This is a genomic window from Pseudoalteromonas sp. P1-26, from assembly GCF_001401795.1.
Classification (GTDB): domain Bacteria; phylum Pseudomonadota; class Gammaproteobacteria; order Enterobacterales; family Alteromonadaceae; genus Pseudoalteromonas.
The window spans coordinates 22,042-41,067 of sequence record NZ_LKDX01000038.1 but is presented as its reverse complement, the minus strand read 5'-3'; the positions used below and the strand labels follow the sequence as shown (position 1 = coordinate 41,067).

Sequence of the window (19,026 nt, the reverse complement as noted above, 5' to 3'; positions counted from 1 at the left end):
CTTCACGCGCTTTAAGTCAGAAAAAAGACTAGTTACCTCTTGCTTGACTCGCCCTTGAAAGGGTGAGATTGCGCAAGCCTAATGTTCAAAACCTCTATAGCAGAGGTTAGACAAGTAGTTGAGCAACAGGATTTACCTGATGTTCATTGGAAACTGACAGCAGAAACTGCTGAATATAGGGAGTCTTTAGCAATAGAAAATGCTCGACAAGAACATAATGTCACCTAATAGCTAAACCTCTGTTATAGAATACCAAACCAGCAAAGTATAGAAGCACAAAAAGCAAATCCAGCGTCATTCTGGCTAAACTAGGATACAAAAGAAAAAAGCATACAAACTTAGGGATGAAGGTGAGTTTGTATGCTTGGGTATTGATAATCAATTAGGAAATTGCTGGCTCAATAATTTATGAAATACACTTTAAATATAGAGGCTGTGCTTATTATTGTCAAACTTCCATACTTAAAAATTTTTCGAAACTTTATGAGCCCCCCTTATTCGACATTAAGGTGGCGCCCATAAGTGATTCACTTCACACTGTTGTTTCAATAACTCCATGTTTTTAATATTAACTTTTTATAGGTGGAGTAAAAAAACCGAAACAAGTATAAGCTTAATTTAATATTAAAATTAGATAAATCTAGGGGGTATCGCTCAATTACCTAGTAATTTTTTGCTAAAAACAAATTTTCCCAAATGAGTCCCTAAATATGTAAAGCTAACGAACGCAATATGAGCTTATATAAAAGGAGCTACCCTTACAACACTTTCAACAGCCGGAGTATCTAGAGGTCGCGCAGCTTCCAAAAAATTAGCTAAGCTAAAACCATTGTTCTTTCTGATCCAAGGCTGGAATTTAGCTATACTACAGACGATAAAATTGTGTATCAGTTTCTGATAGAGAGTTATTAAAGTTTCTGATAAAACATTGGAATTTGTGTTTTATTACGAAAAGTCGCTGAAATTAAGCAAATCTTTGATGGAATCTAAAAGGCAGCAGAAAACCAAAACCTTTCGAGTTTTAAGCTTCTCGTAATTGTTATTATTGAACAACTTTTATGTTAACCTCAATTAAAAATAATAACTAAATTTTAGTAACGGAATAGTAGTTGATGGAGTAACAGTTTAAATGTTAAGGGTTTTATGCTTTGTTCTTTTTTCTGCCAATTTAACCGCCAATGAAGTAAAAAATGAAATAGATAAGGTTCTTTATGGCTATACCACCTTCTCTGAGTCGAGAGCTATTTTAGAAAAGTTAGAACAAGGAATGCCATATAAAAATGTGCTTGATGATGCGCGAGTAATGGCGTTTAAGTGTTGGTTTTCTGATGTCACTACATCTAATGGGCTACTCCATTACAATGACTTTTTAAATAATGCAAAGTCAATAATTCATAACTCAGGTAGCGAAATATTAAAACAAAACCTCACAGTCTGTGAAGCTTTCCAAGAGTACAACCAAGGCAATTACCAATTAGCCACAATACTTTTAACCCCTATAACTCAAAACTCTGCAAACACGCAAAACCCTGAAGAGCTAAACGGCATTGCTAACGCTAGTACAGTACTCAATCGTATTTACTTAGCCCAAGGAAACTATGAAGATGCATTCCATGCAGCGCAAAAAGCCTATCAGCTATTTGAAAAATCAGGAAATAGCTATGAACAAGCTCTTGCCCTAAAAGAAATAGCAGATATTCATATTGCTCTTTACAACTTTGATCTAGCAATTGAACAACTGCAACGCTCTGCAACCGAATTAGCCAAATTTAATAAACAAGAACATTACAAAGTAATCGATCAGATCGCTTTTGCCCATGAAAAAAGCGGAAATCTCCCTAAAGCTATAGAGTTGTATCAGTCAATCAAAAAAGATGTAAGGTCTTACGAAAGCGATAACGGTTATGCTTATGTATTGATAAAATTAGCTGAGTTGTACACCGAACTAAACCAGCTCAATGCTGCAAAGTCATATTTAACCGCTGTTGATAAACTTAAGATAGATGATAGCTGGATCACAACACTACTAACTATGACACAAGCCCAATGGCACTTAAAAAGCAATAATCTAAACGCAGCTCTCACTTTATTTAACAAGTTACAAACTAAGCAAAACTCATGGCCGGTCAGTTTTAAAGAAAGGTATTTAAGCTTTGCCTCATTAATTGCTGAAGCTACAAATGATTCCTTATTACACATAAATGCTCAACAACAACTAATAATAATAATAAAACAAAAGCAAACAGACATAGCCAATAACGCCCTTATATCAGCACGTCTAAACTTTAACTTTGAACAACAGAAGCGTGAAATAACTCGTCTAGAACAAGCTTCAGCTCTGCAAAAAGAGTTACTAACAGTGGCTGAAGATAAAGCCTTTTGGCAGCGCTTAACACTCATTATTGCCAGCGTATGTTTAATCCTATTTGCCATTTACAGCTTTAAACAAGTCCGCCAAAAAAAGTATTTTGAAGTACTCGCCTTAAAAGACGAACTTACAGGCATAGCAAATCGCAGAGCTATCATTAATTTGAAGCGAAGTGTCATGCAAAAAAACTTACACAATAAGCAAGTAAGTTCACTGATTTCTATTGATATTGACCATTTTAAAGCTGTAAATGATCAATACGGCCATGATATTGGCGATGAGCTTATCATTTCTGTCGTAAATACCATTGTAAGCACAGTTCGCTGTTCAGGTATGGTGGGACGAGTCGGTGGTGAAGAGTTTTTGATTGTGCTTGAAAACCAAACTCTCGAAAATGCAAAAGACATTGCGGGGCGAATTAGGCATTCAATAGCAGAAAAACAACATACTTCTTTGGGTATTAATTCAACCGTAAGCATTGGTGTTATTGAAATAACCCCGCATGAGACTGCTGAACAGGCAGCAAAACGTGTTGATCTGAACTTATACAAAGCCAAGCAAAATGGCAAAAATAGTGTGGTAGTTTAACTTTTGCTTAAGCTAGACATGTGAATATTGATCTAAGCTAATTTAAACAGTCACACGTTCAAGGTGCCCCATAATAAATTGATTTTTACCTGAGCTTTTAGCTTTGTACAAGAGTGTATCTGCTTTTTCATACAACAGCTCAAAATGATTAGCCTCAACACTACCTTTATCAAGGCCTACACTTATAGTAACTTGCGTTAGATTTTCGTTTAAATCTGAAAAATCGAGTGCGCTTACAGAACAAATTAATCTGTGGGAGATCAACTTTAGTTGGTCACTATCTTGTGAAGGGAAAAATATCACAAATTTCTCCCCCACATAACGAGCTACAATATCACTACCACGAACTTGTTCTTTTAATGTTTGTGCTACGCGATGCAAAACCTTATCACCAATATTATGCCCAAAACGATCATTAATAGATTTAAAGTTATTTATATCTGCGATTAATAAAAACCCAGATTTATCATCAAGCTTGTTAACACTTTGATGGAAACCATGACGATTCAATAATTGTGTTAAGGTGTCTAACTCACTTTGTTAATAATGATGTTGATTGGCTCGTTATTTTTTACTAATTGCCATAATGTTAATTCCTGTACAACGGCAAAAATAGCAATATTAACAAAAAAACAACATTGAGCCTTGTTTGCTCTATTGCTTGTTTTTGCCAACTTACATCACCTGCAATGCAAAAATGACTGAGCAAGCTTAATATTATTAATAGAGTATATTTTGTAGTACGCATTTTTTATTATTATAAATAGCAAAGATCCAAAACAAAATATCGAATGAACTAACAAGCCCTGTACACCGATGCTTAAAAATGAGCCAACCTGCTGTGGCTCTGTTACATCCACTAAAATACCCCAGCTGACTAACATATAGCCAATCCCAAGTACAAGCATGATAGCTGCAATTGTGTAACCTATTAACGAATGAACAATACTTGAAAATAGCAATAACAAGCCAAACGTGATGAACGCAGCAATACTTGTTGCAGGCTCAAACCAAAATGCTGGAGCTTCCAAAAATGAATGATGGGAATTCGCATGCCAGTATTCAGGTAATGCTAAAATCACAAACAAATTAAGCTCTGTCATTGCATTGAGTAGCTGTGAAAAAGTCATACTTCCGACATTATCGGTAAATGCAATAAATGTAATGAAACCATCTGCAAGCCAAATACTTAAGTTAGAAATAGCCAGTAGGAACAACATTGCGAGGGTTTGGAATGACAACACGAGGACAAACTCTTTCCTTGAATAGCGAAACTAGAATAGCACTAGTTTTTACATTTACGCAATATTTCCATCTACTTACAGATCTTATTGCAACCCCCCCCTAATGCGCAATGTCACTAATTGATTCATTTTTATACTATGAAGAAGGAAAGTCGCGTATATAGTGTTTTTTTATTCATAACTGACAATACGTGGAGTAATATCTTGTTCAAAGAGCATTTATGGCTGAATAACACTTATCAGAAAATCAAAAATATCGATATTCCCCTCCGCGCTAAAAGCCTTGTCATAAAAGACTTTCTATTCCATTCTTCTCAGAAACCATTCCAGTTTTGGAACAGAAAGTACAATTACTCACTATTTTGAAGGCACATTAATACCAGAACTAATTACGCAACAGTCATTAAACCGCCACAGTAAATATAGGTAGTCTTCAAGACCTGGGATGGTTCTACCACCTGCCGCTGTAGACCATTTATGTTCAGACTCCCCCAATGGGTGACAGCACTTACCATTGGGGGAGTTTATATCAGCTTCAGCTACGGGATGAAGCATCGAAAGCTTATACTGGGATTTGGGGATCATTGGCCAAAACTCGGGTTTACACATTGCATCCTCTCCGATTGTTTTTCTAGCCAACCCCTTTCGGTGCAAACTCGCAAGTACACGTTGTGTCAAAAGAGAAGTTACACGCGGCCCAGACTCACCATGATAAACATTTCCAGTAAATGGATAGAGACTTCCGTCGCAGCCAGCACAACCATATGTAGATTCTTGAACATCTCCTGCTGTAATTGCGGCACAATCCGCAGTACACCACGCTTTTGCAATTGGATTTGCAAATATAAATGCTTCTGGGGATAGTAAAATTGAGAGCAAATCATTGTTCCAAGTTGGATCAATCTCGCTAAGGTACATCAAATCAAAATCTGTATATTCACCACCACATTTAGGCAAATACAAAATTTCCAACATCGCAAATAATGGGTATGAATAGTAATGGTATTGGTACGTTGCCAAGTCTGCACCACCGGAACTTTTAACATCCACTCCAGTCGACAATGAAAATAGATCATCCTGAAGCCTAACTCCCCCTAATGCGGGTGCACACCATGGAACTCTCACATGTTCGACTAATCTAGACGGCTGCCAAAACCCCAGTTGATAGCCAAACTCCGGGATTCCAAGAGCATCATTACAAGCACAAATCGATTGGTCAGGTGCAGCCCCATTTGGTTTTGGACCTACTCCCATCAATCGTACTGGCAAGAAGCACGACCAACAAACTTCATTTATTATGTTGCTAAATACATTCGCGTTATTGCATGCGTTACCTTCAGCTTTTGTTTGCGTTGAAAATAAAGCAACTAAGAAAATAAGGGAAATCAATGTAAAGCGCATTACAATTGGCCCACTTTTGACTCTAACCAATTAAATGCGATTAGAAAGTAATGCCAAGCGGTATCCCAAATTTGCTTTGCTACAGTGGGGTACTCGTAACTTAAATAGATCCCACCCAAAACGCCTAACCCAACTAAAATTAATTTCATTTTTCACTCCAATCGAATTGACGTACCAGTAAATAGCCATTGCTTTGTGTTTCGATTTTGCTTGGTGTAGCTTCCACTTTAAATTTCTCAATAACTTGTTTAGGCAAAATGAAAACTGGTGCCCCAAACTCATTTCGAAACTTACTAAGGTCATCCCACCCTTTGTCTTTATCCATATGGGTTAGATGAATCTGAAACTGTCCTGATATCGATTTTAATTCTTCCTTAACCCAATCAACCTGTGACTTCACATAGGGATCAATTACAAAAATGGTTAAATGCATAGGGTATTGTTTTAAAGGGTTTGTTATGTCGCCAGCTCGAGCCAATATTTCTCCACGGCCATTTTTGATATCTTGAGTTACGCGAACAGTCGTATCTATTAGCCACTGCTTAGATTCATCTGACGTGGGGAGAGGGTAAGTTTTATATTTCTTCCAGAACCTTTCTTTTGCTAAACGTTGCTTCTCAGCCCAATCAATCTTGCCTGCTACAGCTTTCATTTGCTCTATGATGTCAGGTTCGTCAATATTGAATAATTGACCTAATGGTTCAAACTTGAAATCGCCTTGTTTTTGATCAAACTGCTCTTTTGCATATTGCGCATTCAATGTGCCCTGAGCAATAAGATGCTTATTACCATTTCTTATGACGATAGTTGGTACACCGGTTACATTAAACTCTTTAAATCTTAGTGGGTTTATTCCTACATTTGGCTCTACTTTTGATATGGCACTTAATTTCTGAATAAGCTTCATCGTCGATGATATGTGTGTAGCCCCTTTTTCTAGCCCTCTAAATAAAATTGTTAAGTTATGCTCTTTGGCCACTTGGAAGGCATCAATAAGTGCTCTTCTGGGCATTGAGAAACTTACGAAAATAGCGCCATCTGTACCTTCTAATAAATCAATCTTATTTTGTTGTTGTGGAAGCGCTCTCTTCATTGTTTCACTGGAAATAACAACAGCCTGATCTGCAATTGACTTGGCTAAAGCTATATCTTTCTCTTGAATTGTTGGCTTATCTATATCTTTTAACCACCCATTTTCTTTGGCTTTCTCGACAGCCTTATTCGCAGCGTCTTGAAAACTAGAAACATCATATTCGTTTTTTTGATTGGCACTTACCGAAACTGAAAACGCACAAAGAAAGACTATCGACTTAAAAAATTGCATATGCTTTTCCCAAAATGTCCTCTTCATTTATTGGCCCCCAAAACCTGCTGTCATAGCTATAAATAGTCTCACCAACCATAAAGAATTCATTTTCATTCAAGGTGATTTGTCGCTCATACTCTTTTGGGTTTAACTGTAAGAAATTAATGGCATGCGTCATTCCAGCAATTTCAGATTCGACTCGATTTACATACATTTCATTTGGCGAGTATTTGATTTCATCTCCTGGAACACCGGCTGCAATTTTTATGAAGCTCAGCCCTTTATCAAAATTTTTATCTTCCTTGTTAAATTTGAATGCAACTAAATCACCCCTTTTAATATCCTTATCACGCTTGTCGACTATGAACATGCGAGCATACAAACACTGCTCTTGAAAGGTAGGAAAAGAAAATGTGAAGCGAGCAAAAAATAATTCCGCTAACCCATATAAGCCTAGTAGTGTAAGGCAGACTATGATTGTGCTTTTTAACTTTATGCTATTCATAGCTAACTGTTTTTGTGAGAACGTAAATAAATTCTACAGTGGGATTTTTGAGTAATTCTGAGATTTTCTTTCGTATTGAACTTTTTTTGGGGGGTTAAGAGAATATTTGTGGTACATTAACAACATACTAAAGTCTCCTCCAAAGAACTCTAGTATAAAAAAAGGTAGCCTTTGGTTGAGGCTACCTTTTTTTTAACTTAGACATTTCCTGTCTTAATGCACTTGTTTGGTAAAGTTTTAATATCTAATCAATTTTAGAGAGTTGAGCATAATGAAGTTGAGCTTTGAATTATTTAATTAGATTGTTAACTAAGGCAAATTTCGCCAATGTCTTGACCCCGTAACAGATTCTGTGTAGCTGCCACTTAGTTTATATGTCTTTCGAGGGGTTCCTCGAATTCGAGGATAAATCGACTCATCGCCTGACGCCAGTTTTGAATGGGCATTGTCCATTTTTTACTGGCATCTTGAATTGCAAGGTAAACCATCTTTCTTGCTAAGTCATCACTCGGGAAGACTTTTCGCTTCTTAATCGCTTTCCTAATCACACTGTTAAGCGACTCTATCGCATTGGTTGTGTAGATTGCCTTTAGAATATCCTCAGGATAATTAAAAAGCGTATTTAGATTTTGCCAATGATTGCGCCATGATTTTGTAGTCTGCGGATACTGGCTATCCCAGGCATCACCAAAGCGCTCTAATTCAAGTAAGGCTTCATCTTCTGTGGCTAAGCGGTAAACGCGCTTGAGGTCTGCTGTAACGGCCTTGTAGTCTTTCCATGAAACATGCTTCAATGAATTTCGCACCATATGCACAATACACAGTTGAATGTTGGTTTGAGGGAATAATGTGTTGAAAAGCCTTTTAGGCCATCAACACACGCTATGAGGATGTCTTCTACACCACGCTGTTGAAGTTCGGTCAGCACATTTAACCAGAATTTGGCACCTTCATTCTCGGCAATCCACATTCCCATCAACTCTTTATGGCCTTCGGTATTTATTCCTAATGCAAGAAAAATGGACTTGTTGATAACCCGTTTATCTTGGCGAACTTTAACGACGATACAGTCTAGGTAAACAATAGGGTAAACAGCGTCTAAAGGGCGAGATTGCCATTCAATTACCTGCTCAATAACCGCGTTCGTGACACGAGACACCAACGTAGGCGATATCTCAGCACCATACCATTTATCCAATGCACTGACGATTTCACGGGTACTCATACACTGCGCGTAAAGCCAGAGGATTTTATCGTCCATGGACGTAAAGCGGGTTTGGTTCTTTTTGACCAACTTTGGCTCAAAGGAGCCTTCACGGTCACGAGGAGTGTCGAGTTCAAATTCACCATCTTCAGTTTTAACTCGTTTAGTACTTTTACCGTTGCGACTGTTTGTAGAAGTTGATTTATGGTGCTTCTCATAACCTAGATGCTCATCCATCTCTGCATTTAGTGCCGCTTCAACGGTGATTTTCTTGAGCATCTGGCTAAATTCGTTTAGGTCCTAAGAGGATTTAATCCCTTTGGCGGCTTCTCTTGCGAAAGCTTCAAGTTCTTTCTTATTCATGTTCATCTGCCTATCCTTAACCCATCCAAAGGGTAATTTGAGATAGGCAATTACACAAAATTAGTTACAGTCTCCTTCTTGCTGTCGCATTTCAACATTTTGTTTCCGACTCATTTATCTCCATCAGAACACTGATGCTATTTATAGCTTTTTCAATGACGCTCTTAGCGGTGCAAAAACTGAAAGACCTATACAGTTTCACAAATTCGTTTATTACTTATGATTTACTAACGATGAGATGGATAAGATATGGTTATATTTATCCCTTCATTGAAGCATATGCAGGTATTGGTATGGTTGCCCAACTACAGCCTCTCGCAGTGGCACCATTTTCATTGTTTATCGGCACAGTTGGAGCAATTTCAGTTTTCAAAGCCGTTTACATTGACAAACGCCAGTTAAAGTGTGCCTGTGTAGGCGGCGATAGCAGTGTGCCACTTGGATTTGTATCGCTATCTGAAAACTTATTTATGATCGCGGGAGCATTGATTATGCTGCTGATGTAAAGGTATAGCTCTATTCGGCGGCCCCTTAACTGTTAAGATTAGACCTAGGATGCCTGCCCACACCTTTCTAATCCATATGTAACATTTTTTCTGTCGTACTGGCATCAAGATAACCAGAACTGAGCAAACAATCTCAGAGGTTGTACAAAATAACACTAAAGTTTTTTCATTAAGTTTTATTGTTATGCTCTTGTGGTGGCTTTCGCCACCACTTTATTAGTTTTCAAGTTCCACCATATCTTTCGCTGCAATGTCACCAGACACTAGCTTTACAGTTGCGAAATGATCATTCACAATTTTAGTAATTTGTACCGTTCCTACCTTTTCGATAGTGTAGGGATCTTCACCTTCACTCAATACTATTCTTTCATGGAATCTAATAACACTGTATTTTTGCCCAACCTCTGCACCATGCTTAGCACCAATACAGATTAGAGTTCGATTATCAGAACTTTCTACTACCTGACCCCTCATCATGTATTTATGATAAAAAGTGGTATTGGAACAACCCACTAAATATAAACCGAATGTAAGCAATAAAAGAGCTTTTATATAGGGTGTTTTCATCACTGTTACCTCATTTGACTAACTAATTATCTATACACTTTTTTATGAATTCATTTGTTTTTCCGGCCAGCCCCCGAAGGTGCTTGATGACAACTCCAAGGCTTATGAACAGAGTTATCTTTGATGTTCTGATCAACAAATTTATAGTAACTTTCTTTAGTATGTGTCCACCAATCATCATGAACATCTGCGCCATACTTACGGATTACCTCCTCAATCCCATCAAGGCTTACGTTTGCGGCATCATAGGCAAGGTGTATTTCACCTTCTTTGATGTTGTAACTAACTTCATCTATACCAAAAAGCTGATCTATTTCTTTTACTAACTCGTCACAGCTTTCTTCTGTGACATTGCTAAGCTTTAGATTTCGAACAACTAAATTTTGCTCTCTAACGCCAACTCTATGATCTAAATCGCTCATAATTTTTCTCCTAATGTTTGTGTGAATGCTGTTGATTGCTATCTTTCATTTCTTCCATTTTCCGGTTCATCTGCGGCATCATGTTCTCCATCATTTCTAAATGATGTTCAGTCATCTTGATTTGTTGATGCATTGGCATTTCTTCCATGTTTTTGTGCATGGATTGCATCATCTTCATCATTGAACGGTGATGTTCAACCATCATCTGCTGTTGCCTGTCAGGATCTTTTTCAGTTTTAATGGCATGGACTTCCTTTTTCATTTCCATCATCTTTTTATGCATTTCTCCCATGTTCTCATGTGGTATTGTCATGCCTTGATGCATACCAGCTTTGTTCGCACCTTCATGTTTATGCTCATTGTTTTGGGCAAATGAGCTAGTGGTTATCAGTAGTGAACCAATAAATAAAATTGATTTAGTTAACGTTTTCATGATTTTTACCTTCTACACTTTTATTAAAACTTGGGATCCAACTTGGTGTCGATTCCATATACCTGTGGTACTCCGAACCAAATTCAGCAATCGCCTGTGCTTCTTCGCGTTTCGCTAGCTTGACGTAAACAACGACTAAGATCGGAAACATCGCAAGTGTTGGGATTGTCGGCCACTGCAATAAAAAGCCGAACATGATTAGAATGAAAGCTACATACTGTGGGTGGCGACACCTTGCATACCATCCAGTTGTAGCCAATTGATGATGTTTTTGCGCGTGATGCAATACATTCCATGCTGAAGACAACATAAAGAAACCTGCAACAATAAACACCATACTCACTATATGAAATGGGTCCCAATGGGCATCACCTTGAAATCCAAAGAAAGTATGTAATAAATGCCCATTTTCATGCGCAAAGAAATTTACTTCTGGATAGGTCTCCGTCAGCCACCCCGACAGAAAATAGATAGTTAAAGGAAAGCCATACATTTCAGTAAATAGGGCAACAATAAAGGCAGAGAACGCGCTTAGACTTCTCCAATCAGTTGATGTTTTTGGTTTGACAAAACTAAAGGCAAAAAAGATAAAAATTGCTGAGTTCAGTATCACCATTGACCATAAGCCATAATCATATGTTTCATTCATCACTGCTCTCCTTTTTATGTGATTCCTTACGTGCCTTTTCTAACCCTTGTATGTAGCCATCGCGATAGGCTGCATTTTTATCCGTGAGTTCTTGAAAGCTCTCTTCCTTTTTTTCATCAGGCGCATGTGAATGATCGTGACCATGTTTACCATGATTGCCATGCATAAATACGTGCATCAAGGGGCATAGCAATAAAATCAAGTAGGGAAGAAATTGCAGCGTATGTTGACCATGCTCAAGCACTAAGAAGTAGGTCACTGCGGCAATAAGTGCCAGTGCAGCCCAGCCTGTAGGTGTTGACCAAAAATTAGGGTGTTGATTTTTCATATTGCCCTCCTAAACGACTTTTAAGACACCGCGATACATTTGCATCTGACAGTGAAACTCATGCTCTCCCGGTGATAAGTTCAATAGGGTAATTTGAGTAATTTCATTTAATTTAAGCTGTTCGCTTATATCCAATGAAGGAATAAGCATTGTTTCAGCGCAGGGGGATTGATCTTTGCGCATAAACTTCAGAGTGACAGGCTGGCTAGCAGACACCTGAATTGAGGATGGGGAATACACGCCATCCCTCACTTCAATGAGTACTTCATTACCTTGAACGATTGTTTTATTGGGTTTATATAGCCAAAACCACCAAACAATCAGCGCGATTAACATTAAGCCTAATAAGTTAATAACCATCATTGTGATTCTCCTTAATGCTCTTTTGCTTTAAAAAAGCGAAGTCGATTTGCATTTGACACTACAGTCAATGACGAAAACGCCATTGCAGCACCTGCAATTACAGGGCTAAGCAGAATGCCAAAGAAGGGGTATAGAACCCCCGCAGCAAAAGGAATCCCGGCTACGTTATAGACAAACGCGCCAAACAAGTTTTGTTTGATATTTCGTAAAGTAGCTTTGCTTACCGCTATGGCATCGGCAAGGCCATGAAGTGAACCACGCATTAGGGTAATGTCAGCACTTTCGATAGCTACATCAGTCCCTGTGCCTATGGCGAAGCCAACATCGGCTAACGCTAGCGCAGGAGCATCGTTGATGCCATCTCCTGTCATACCAACAATTTCGCCACTGCCTTGTAGCTCTTTCACCTTGTTGGCTTTATCTTCTGGCAGCACCTCAGCAAGAAATTCGCTAATACCTGCTTTTTTGGCAACAGCGGCAGCGGTTTCCTTGTTATCACCTGTTAACATGATGACGCGTATACCATTAGCCTGAAGCCGTTTGATAGCAGAGATTGAGTCTGACTTAATGGGATCTGCGACAGCAATGATTGCGGCAAGTTCACCATCTACAGCAAAGTACATAGGTGTTTTGGCTTCTTTGGCTAAAGACTGGGCTTTTCCAACAAAGCCTGTGAGGTCTATGCCTTTTAACTTCATTAGTTTATCGTTACCAAAAAGCAGGACTTTATTGTTACAGTTTGCTTCTACACCAAAACCCGTAATAGCATTAAACGATTCAATTTTTAGTAACTCAATATCCTTATCTAAAGCACTTTCAACAATCGCTTGCGCTAAAGGGTGCTCTGAGCCGCTTTCTAAACTTGCTGCAAGCTGTAGTACGTCTTTTTCGTCAGTAGCTTTTGCTAAAACAATATCGGTTACCTTAGGTGCCCCTTCAGTAATAGTGCCCGTTTTATCTAAAATCATGGCAGTGATTTTAGAGGCGGTTTGCAGTGCCTCACCGTTGCGAATAAGTACTCCGGCTTCTGCTGCTTTTCCTACTCCGACCATGACAGACATGGGTGTTGCCAAGCCTAAAGCACACGGGCAGGCAATAATAAGCACAGTAGTTGCTGATACGATAGCAAAAGCAATTGCTGGCTCAGGGCCAAAGTTAAGCCATGCTAACGCACTTAACACCGAGATGATCATGACTACAGGAACGAAATAGGCGGAAATAACATCGGCCAAGCGGCCAATCGGCGGTTTTGAATTTTGCGCTCGTTTCACCATATTGATGATCTGTGCAAGCGCCGTATCTTTACCAACACGTGTGGCTCTGAATAAAATCATGCCTGATTTGTTCAACGTGCCAGCGACAACCTCATCTTCCTCGGCTTTTTCAACGGGCATCGGTTCACCTGTCAGCATGGACTCGTCAATTGACGTGTGTCCTTCCAATACCACACCATCGACGGGAATTTTTTCACCCGGTTTTACCTTCACAATATCGTTAAGTAAAACCTGCTCAATACCAATCTGAACTTCTTTGCTATCACGAACCACGGTTGCCGTTTTGGCCTGCAAGCCGATAAGACGTTTAATGGCCTCAGAGGTTTTACCTCTGGCTTTTATTTCTAATGCTAAACCTAAATCAATCAAGCCAATGATCATGGCGGTCGCTTCAAAATAAACATGCCGAGCCATCAATGGAACGGCGTCAGGTGCAAACACAACAACCATTGAGTACACCCAAGCTGTACCTGTTCCCAAAGCTATTAGTGTGTCCATATTAGCGGAGTGGTTTTTAAAGCTTTTCCAAGCGCCAACATAAAAATGCTTACCTGAAAAATACATAACACCAAAAGTTAAAATACCGACAACCAGCCAAGACATGCGTTCAAGGTTTGTTTCAACTGTCATTTCTCCAACTACAATGCTGTAGATCATCAAAGGAACGCCGAGTGAAAGGGCAATAAACGTATCGCGCATTAGCTTTTTGTAATATGCCCAATCCGCCGCCTCTTTCTCGTCAAGCGCATCTGTTGCTGAGCTATCATCAATTGGCTTCGCGTTATACCCCACTGACTCAACAGCTTTGATCAATTCTTCTGTCTTAGCTGTCCCAGAAACTGTTACAGTCCTATCAGCAAAATTCATTTCTGCACTGACGACTCCATGAGTTGCCTTTAACGCCCCTTCAATTTTGCCTACACAGCTAGCACACCCAGCGCCTTCAATGATGAGCTGTTGGCTTTGTGATGTTTTTTCCAACGTATTCTCCTTACTTTTACACGAAGAGGATTGAGTTTTTGCCTGACAGCAACAGCCTGATTCGGTTTCTATATTTGTATTAGTAGTTACCATTTTTCCTCCTATGCCTTTTTAATTTGTTCAAAGTTTTCGATGAGATGACAAACCATGTTTGCAGTCGGCGCTTTGTCTTCCATTTCTTCCCATTGAGAAAGCGCTGAAGACATTTTCCCTCGAAGTGCCAACATTGCTTGAAACTGTTTTTCTGTTTCTTCAAGCCGCTCTTTGATGAGGCTTCTGACTAATGGGCACGCACTTGTACCATCTTCAGATTCATTAAGAATTTGCTTGATATCAGCAACGGAAAAACCAAGATTTCTGGCACTTAAAATGAACTTAAGTCTCGATACTTCTTTATTCGAGTATGACTTGTAGCCGTTCACTGACTTAGCAGGTTTTAACAGTCCCAATCGCGTGTAATAGCGCACCGTATCAGCAGTCGTTCCAAGGCTTTTTGACAGTTCTGCTACTTTCATATTTACTCCTTAGTTTTTCACCTAAGTTTGTACTCTCACCTACAGCTTAGACCTGTGTCTAAGACACAGGTCAAGTACTAATTCTAGTGAATAAGCTAAAAAATAATTTTTTGGTAAAAGAGAAATCTCGGCCAAAATCGACAGCATTAAGTACTGTAAATGGCAATAGTTTGAGAATTTTCATAGTGCCTTCAAAATATCGTACTAATCGTTCAAAACAATTGATTATTTAAATCAATGAATAAGTCATTCTATTTTTGATGGGAGTGGCGAAAAAAAGACGCACTGATCCCGTGATTAGCCAATAATTGGTGGACGATAAAGTAAGAGATGGATACCAGATTTTGGTAGAGGTGTACGCTGTAGAAATAGCTCAGAGTAAATATTGCAAATACCTTCCTCTTGCGCTTGCACAAGATAGGGATTTAAATGAAAGCTTGAACAAAATCCCCCCTCACAACAAACACAATCACTAGCTTTACATTTTTCACAGACTTCATCACCATGACGGTGTTTAGAGTCTTGCGAGTTTACAGTGTGATAGTGACTATTGTCATTCATTGATTGATGGTGAATATTTTTGCTTCGTTGCATAATATGCGTGTCGGAAGATCCATTTTGATGTTCTTCACAATTCATTGGCTTAGCTGTAGCAAAACTATGCTGCGTAAGCAACACAGTTATTATCACTATTTTAAACCACCTGAAAAGTCCAAACATTATCATTCCTTCTTTAGCTCCTACAATATTAGCCACTTTATAAAAATAATTTTATGATCTTGATCAACCTTTGAACTAAAACCTAAACTTTTTACTTTTTTAAACAGCTTAAACTTAACAAGTATAAAAGGGGTGTCTGATTTATACTCATGAGATTGAAGCCAAGCATGAGCACCATAAAAAAATAAAAACCCTACGCTCATAACTAGGTATTGAGTAAGGGATCATTTTTCCAATTGTTCAGCTTTAAGCACAGTACTTTGCAACAATCGGTTCTATCCCGAGCACACCCAATTCCCGTTCATCAAAAGTGATAAAATAGTCTATTGTACGTCTTTCAATGGCGATGTTTTTTGGCTTGACTCTTTAACCTTTACCATTCGCCAACTTTACTTCTTAGCTGATATTCCACCTTGATAGGTATACACCAGACTGGCACAGACTGAAAACAAGAAGTAGCTTACTATTACTGCTCTTAGTTCTTTCCAAAAAAACTATTAGCTAGGCCTTTCCTAACATAACTAAAATGGTTTAAATCCCAAAAAACAAAAGCTACCATCAATATAGTTGCGGTAGCTCTCATCAAGTCAATATAGTATTTCTTCACATCAGAGCCAGAACTTGATACCTGCAACAAAAGCAGTATCACGAGTACTTTGCCCATTTAACTTCGCAAATTCGGCTGTATTACCAAATTTATTTGTCCACTCAACGCCAACATAGGGAGCAAACTGGCGGGTAAACTCATAACGAACCCGAAAACCAATAGCACTGCTAGATAAGCCACTACCAAGGTTATTTTGGACGTCATCCTTACCGTAAAGCGTCAACTCTGCTCGTGGTTGAACAATTAACTTTTGAGTAAGTAATAGCTCATACTCAGCTTCGATCGAAAATGCACTATTACCTTGCTCTCCTAAATACGCAGTCATATCAATTTCAAACCAGTAGGGGGCTAGACCTTGTAAACCAAAAGCTAGCCATTTGCGGTTTTCACCTTCGTTATTGTAATCAAGTCGAATACCGACTTGTGTATCCCAATAAGCAGATATTGCGTGGCCCCATAGAAAATCTGTTTGGTTCTCCTCTAAATTACCTTCGCTAAAATCTCCCTCAGTTTTGATGACTAATCTATCAAAAGTAGTGCCATACCATGCCTGAAAGTCAAAAACACCTGCGTTTGTTTGCTCATTATATTCAAGACGATCCCCTAGTAGCGCGTAAAATGAATGCTCATCTGCCAAAGTCAGTCGTTTGTCGCTATTGAGTGCATAAGGACCTTCAGTCAATGTTGTACCTGCGGCATAAGCATGAGGGTCTCTAGCATCTTTAGGTGCATCTCCACCTTGTGCTTGCATTTTAGAATCACCCATCTCAGTCATCTCATCTTTTGCAGATACAGATACACTTATAAGGGGCAAACCTATTAATAATAGTTTTAACGTATTGGTTAGTATTAATTTTCTCATGATACAACTACCTCTCTAAACATACCTGCATCCATGTGGAATAATAAATGGCAATGCCATGCCCAGCGACCTACGTCATGAGGTGTTGTTAAAAAACTAATTCTTTGCGCTGGTTGTACAGGGATAGTATGGCGACGAACCTGTACATCACCTTTTTCATTCTCCAAATCGCTCCACATACCATGCAGGTGCATTGGATGTGTCATCATTGTATCGTTTTGTAAAATAACTCTTAAACGTTGATTATGCTTCATGTGAACTGGCGTGCTTTTTCCAAATTCCAAGCCATCAAATGACCAGCTATAACGCTCCATGTTTCCAGTTAAATGTAATTCAATTTCAGCCTCAGGCTCTTGCTGGCTTGTAATTCCCTCAAGAGAATGTAAATCTGCAAGTGTTAAAACACGGCGTCCATTTTTACGTAAACCTATACCGGGATCATCAAGGTTTGTTCTAGGCATATCAACACGCATATCAACAGAAGCTCCATACTCTGTTTTTGCATGACGCACTTTAGTGCTAGCAACAGCTAATGGGTTTTTAGTCATTCCATGTTTACTATGATCCATTGCCATCGCTCCATGACCCATTGCACTATGATCCATTTTATTAGAATTCATGCCCGACATACCTGCCGTATCAGCCATTGTAGAATGCACACTATCATGGGTCATATTGCCCATCATATCTGTCATCGTTAACCACTCAACGGGGTCTAAAGAAGGTACTGGTGCATCAACGTTAGGTGCCATTGATAAAGTACCTTTAGCATAACCTGAGCGATCCATGCTTTGTGCAAAAATCGTATATGCGTCATTTTTTGGCTCGACAAGTACATCATAAGTTTCACCGGGACCAAATCTAAATTCATCTACTGTCACAGGTTCAACATTTTGTCCATCAGCTTGTACAACTGTTAACTTCAGCTCAGGTATTCTTACATCAAAAAACGTATTGCTAGAACCGTTAATAAATCTAAGCCTAACCTTTTCGCCAGCTTTAAACATTCCACGCCAATTTGTCAAAGGCGCACAACCATTCATTAAAAAAGTCATTGCAGATGCTGATAAGTCTGCAAGATCTGTAGGGTTCATTCTCATTTTATTCCACATTTCCCGGCGTTGTAGCGCATTTGAAACGCTGCTATTTGAAATGTCATCAAAAAACTCTGGAACAGTAGGTTGATTAAAGTTAAATACATCGCTCTGTACTTTTAACTTGCGAAACAAATCCATTGGGTCATCATCAGTCCAATCAGACAATTGGATGACATGCTCATTGTCAGCACTAATAATATCCTTTTCTCTTGGCTCAATAATTAATGCGCCGTACATACCTGTCATTTCTTGAAAACCACTGTGTGAGTGATACCAATATGTGCCGCTTTGTTGCAGCTTAAATTTATAAACAAAGGTTTCACCCGGCATTATACCTTTAAAGCTAATACCCGGTACGCCATCCATTTGATACGGAAGAATGATCCCATGCCAATGAATTGAACTCGGCACTGATAATTTATTCGTTACCCTGATAGTAACGTCATCACCTTCTCTGAGGCGCAAGGTAGGAGCTGGTATTGAGCCATTGATTGTTGTAGCCATTCTTACAACACCTGTGAAGTTTACTGGTGACTCATCTATCACCAGATCTATGACTTCCCCACTTAGTTCGGGCGCAGTACCTGTTGAAGTTCCAGCAAGCAAAGATGAAGCTGCATGAAGAACACTTGGAAAAGCAGCTAATACACCGCCAGCAGCTAATCCTTGTACAAAGCGTCTACGTGGCGTAGAAACTTGATGTAATGGATTGTTATTTCTCAT

General features: G+C 39.0%; 17 protein-coding genes and 3 pseudogenes. 2 read left to right on the top strand and 18 right to left on the bottom strand.

All coding sequences use genetic code 11. The features are described from left to right. Positions 1-1,129 precede the first annotated feature (1,129 nt). On the top strand, positions 1,130-2,956 hold the full coding sequence (locus tag AN394_RS16410) for a diguanylate cyclase (protein WP_036973798.1): 1,827 nt from the start codon (positions 1,130-1,132) through the stop codon (positions 2,954-2,956). A 42-nt stretch (positions 2,957-2,998) separates the two neighbouring features. Here AN394_RS16410 and AN394_RS16405 read toward each other — a convergent pair. From AN394_RS16405 to AN394_RS16380, 7 genes and pseudogenes are all read right to left on the bottom strand, one after another. Beyond that, a pseudogene (locus AN394_RS16405) lies at positions 2,999-3,481 on the bottom strand (GGDEF domain-containing protein); the annotation flags it as partial. A gap of 155 nt (positions 3,482-3,636) precedes the next feature. Then, positions 3,637-4,200 (bottom strand): hypothetical protein, encoded by a 564-nt coding sequence (locus AN394_RS16400; protein ID WP_138601319.1) that lies wholly within the window; start codon positions 4,198-4,200, stop codon positions 3,637-3,639. A 357-nt stretch (positions 4,201-4,557) separates the two neighbouring features. Continuing rightward, positions 4,558-5,601: a TraU family protein gene (locus tag AN394_RS16395; protein WP_055022017.1), complete on the bottom strand. Its 1,044-nt coding sequence runs from the start codon at positions 5,599-5,601 to the stop codon at positions 4,558-4,560. Next, the gene (locus tag AN394_RS22065) at positions 5,601-5,750 is read right to left on the bottom strand and encodes a hypothetical protein (protein WP_155950869.1); all 150 of its coding nucleotides are present in this window, start codon (positions 5,748-5,750) and stop codon (positions 5,601-5,603) included. The genes AN394_RS16395 and AN394_RS22065 overlap by 1 nt, the downstream gene beginning before the upstream one ends. Then, a complete protein-coding gene (locus AN394_RS16390; RefSeq protein WP_055022016.1) occupies positions 5,747-6,925 on the bottom strand; it encodes a TrbC family F-type conjugative pilus assembly protein in 1,179 nt (392 codons plus the stop codon). Before AN394_RS16390 ends, AN394_RS22065 begins: the two co-directional genes overlap by 4 nt. Continuing rightward, positions 6,912-7,412: a signal peptidase I gene (lepB, locus tag AN394_RS16385; protein ID WP_055022015.1), complete on the bottom strand. Its 501-nt coding sequence runs from the start codon at positions 7,410-7,412 to the stop codon at positions 6,912-6,914. Before lepB ends, AN394_RS16390 begins: the two co-directional genes overlap by 14 nt. Positions 7,413-7,777: 365 nt before the next feature. Further along, positions 7,778-8,979, bottom strand: a pseudogene (locus AN394_RS16380) (IS256 family transposase). 68 nt (positions 8,980-9,047) lie between these two features. Between AN394_RS16380 and AN394_RS16375 the strand changes: the two are divergent. Then, positions 9,048-9,485, top strand: a pseudogene (locus AN394_RS16375) (MauE/DoxX family redox-associated membrane protein); the annotation flags it as partial. Positions 9,486-9,701: 216 nt separating this feature from the next. On the opposite strand, the gene AN394_RS16370 reads toward AN394_RS16375, so the two are convergent. From AN394_RS16370 to AN394_RS16320, 11 genes are all read right to left on the bottom strand, one after another. Beyond that, complete coding sequence (locus AN394_RS16370; RefSeq protein ID WP_004589646.1) at positions 9,702-10,052, bottom strand: hypothetical protein; 351 nt, start codon at positions 10,050-10,052, stop codon at positions 9,702-9,704. A gap of 50 nt (positions 10,053-10,102) precedes the next feature. Continuing rightward, entirely contained in the window at positions 10,103-10,474 is a 372-nt protein-coding gene (locus AN394_RS16365) for a hypothetical protein (protein WP_019677951.1), read from the bottom strand. Between the two features lie 10 nt (positions 10,475-10,484). Continuing rightward, a complete protein-coding gene (locus AN394_RS16360; protein ID WP_055022014.1) occupies positions 10,485-10,907 on the bottom strand; it encodes a hypothetical protein in 423 nt (140 codons plus the stop codon). After that, on the bottom strand, positions 10,891-11,556 hold the full coding sequence (locus AN394_RS16355) for an isoprenylcysteine carboxylmethyltransferase family protein (protein ID WP_016708241.1): 666 nt from the start codon (positions 11,554-11,556) through the stop codon (positions 10,891-10,893). Before AN394_RS16355 ends, AN394_RS16360 begins: the two co-directional genes overlap by 17 nt. Continuing rightward, positions 11,549-11,884: a DUF2933 domain-containing protein gene (locus tag AN394_RS16350; RefSeq protein ID WP_055022013.1), complete on the bottom strand. Its 336-nt coding sequence runs from the start codon at positions 11,882-11,884 to the stop codon at positions 11,549-11,551. Before AN394_RS16350 ends, AN394_RS16355 begins: the two co-directional genes overlap by 8 nt. Before the next feature lie 9 nt (positions 11,885-11,893). After that, positions 11,894-12,247, bottom strand: coding sequence for a cupredoxin domain-containing protein (locus tag AN394_RS16345; RefSeq protein WP_004589267.1), 354 nt, complete (start codon positions 12,245-12,247; stop codon positions 11,894-11,896). A gap of 11 nt (positions 12,248-12,258) precedes the next feature. Next, on the bottom strand, positions 12,259-14,502 hold the full coding sequence (locus AN394_RS16340) for a heavy metal translocating P-type ATPase (RefSeq protein ID WP_055022012.1): 2,244 nt from the start codon (positions 14,500-14,502) through the stop codon (positions 12,259-12,261). Positions 14,503-14,603: 101 nt separating this feature from the next. Continuing rightward, positions 14,604-15,017 carry a MerR family transcriptional regulator gene (locus tag AN394_RS16335; protein WP_045979599.1) on the bottom strand — a complete coding sequence of 138 codons (414 nt, stop codon included), beginning with the start codon at positions 15,015-15,017 and terminating at the stop codon, positions 14,604-14,606. Between the two features lie 297 nt (positions 15,018-15,314). Continuing rightward, complete coding sequence (locus tag AN394_RS16330; RefSeq protein ID WP_045979600.1) at positions 15,315-15,737, bottom strand: hypothetical protein; 423 nt, start codon at positions 15,735-15,737, stop codon at positions 15,315-15,317. Positions 15,738-16,345: 608 nt separating this feature from the next. Then, positions 16,346-17,206 (bottom strand): copper resistance protein B, encoded by an 861-nt coding sequence (locus AN394_RS16325; protein WP_045979601.1) that lies wholly within the window; start codon positions 17,204-17,206, stop codon positions 16,346-16,348. Further along, positions 17,203-19,026, bottom strand: coding sequence for a copper resistance system multicopper oxidase (locus AN394_RS16320; RefSeq protein ID WP_045979602.1), 1,824 nt, complete (start codon positions 19,024-19,026; stop codon positions 17,203-17,205). Before AN394_RS16320 ends, AN394_RS16325 begins: the two co-directional genes overlap by 4 nt.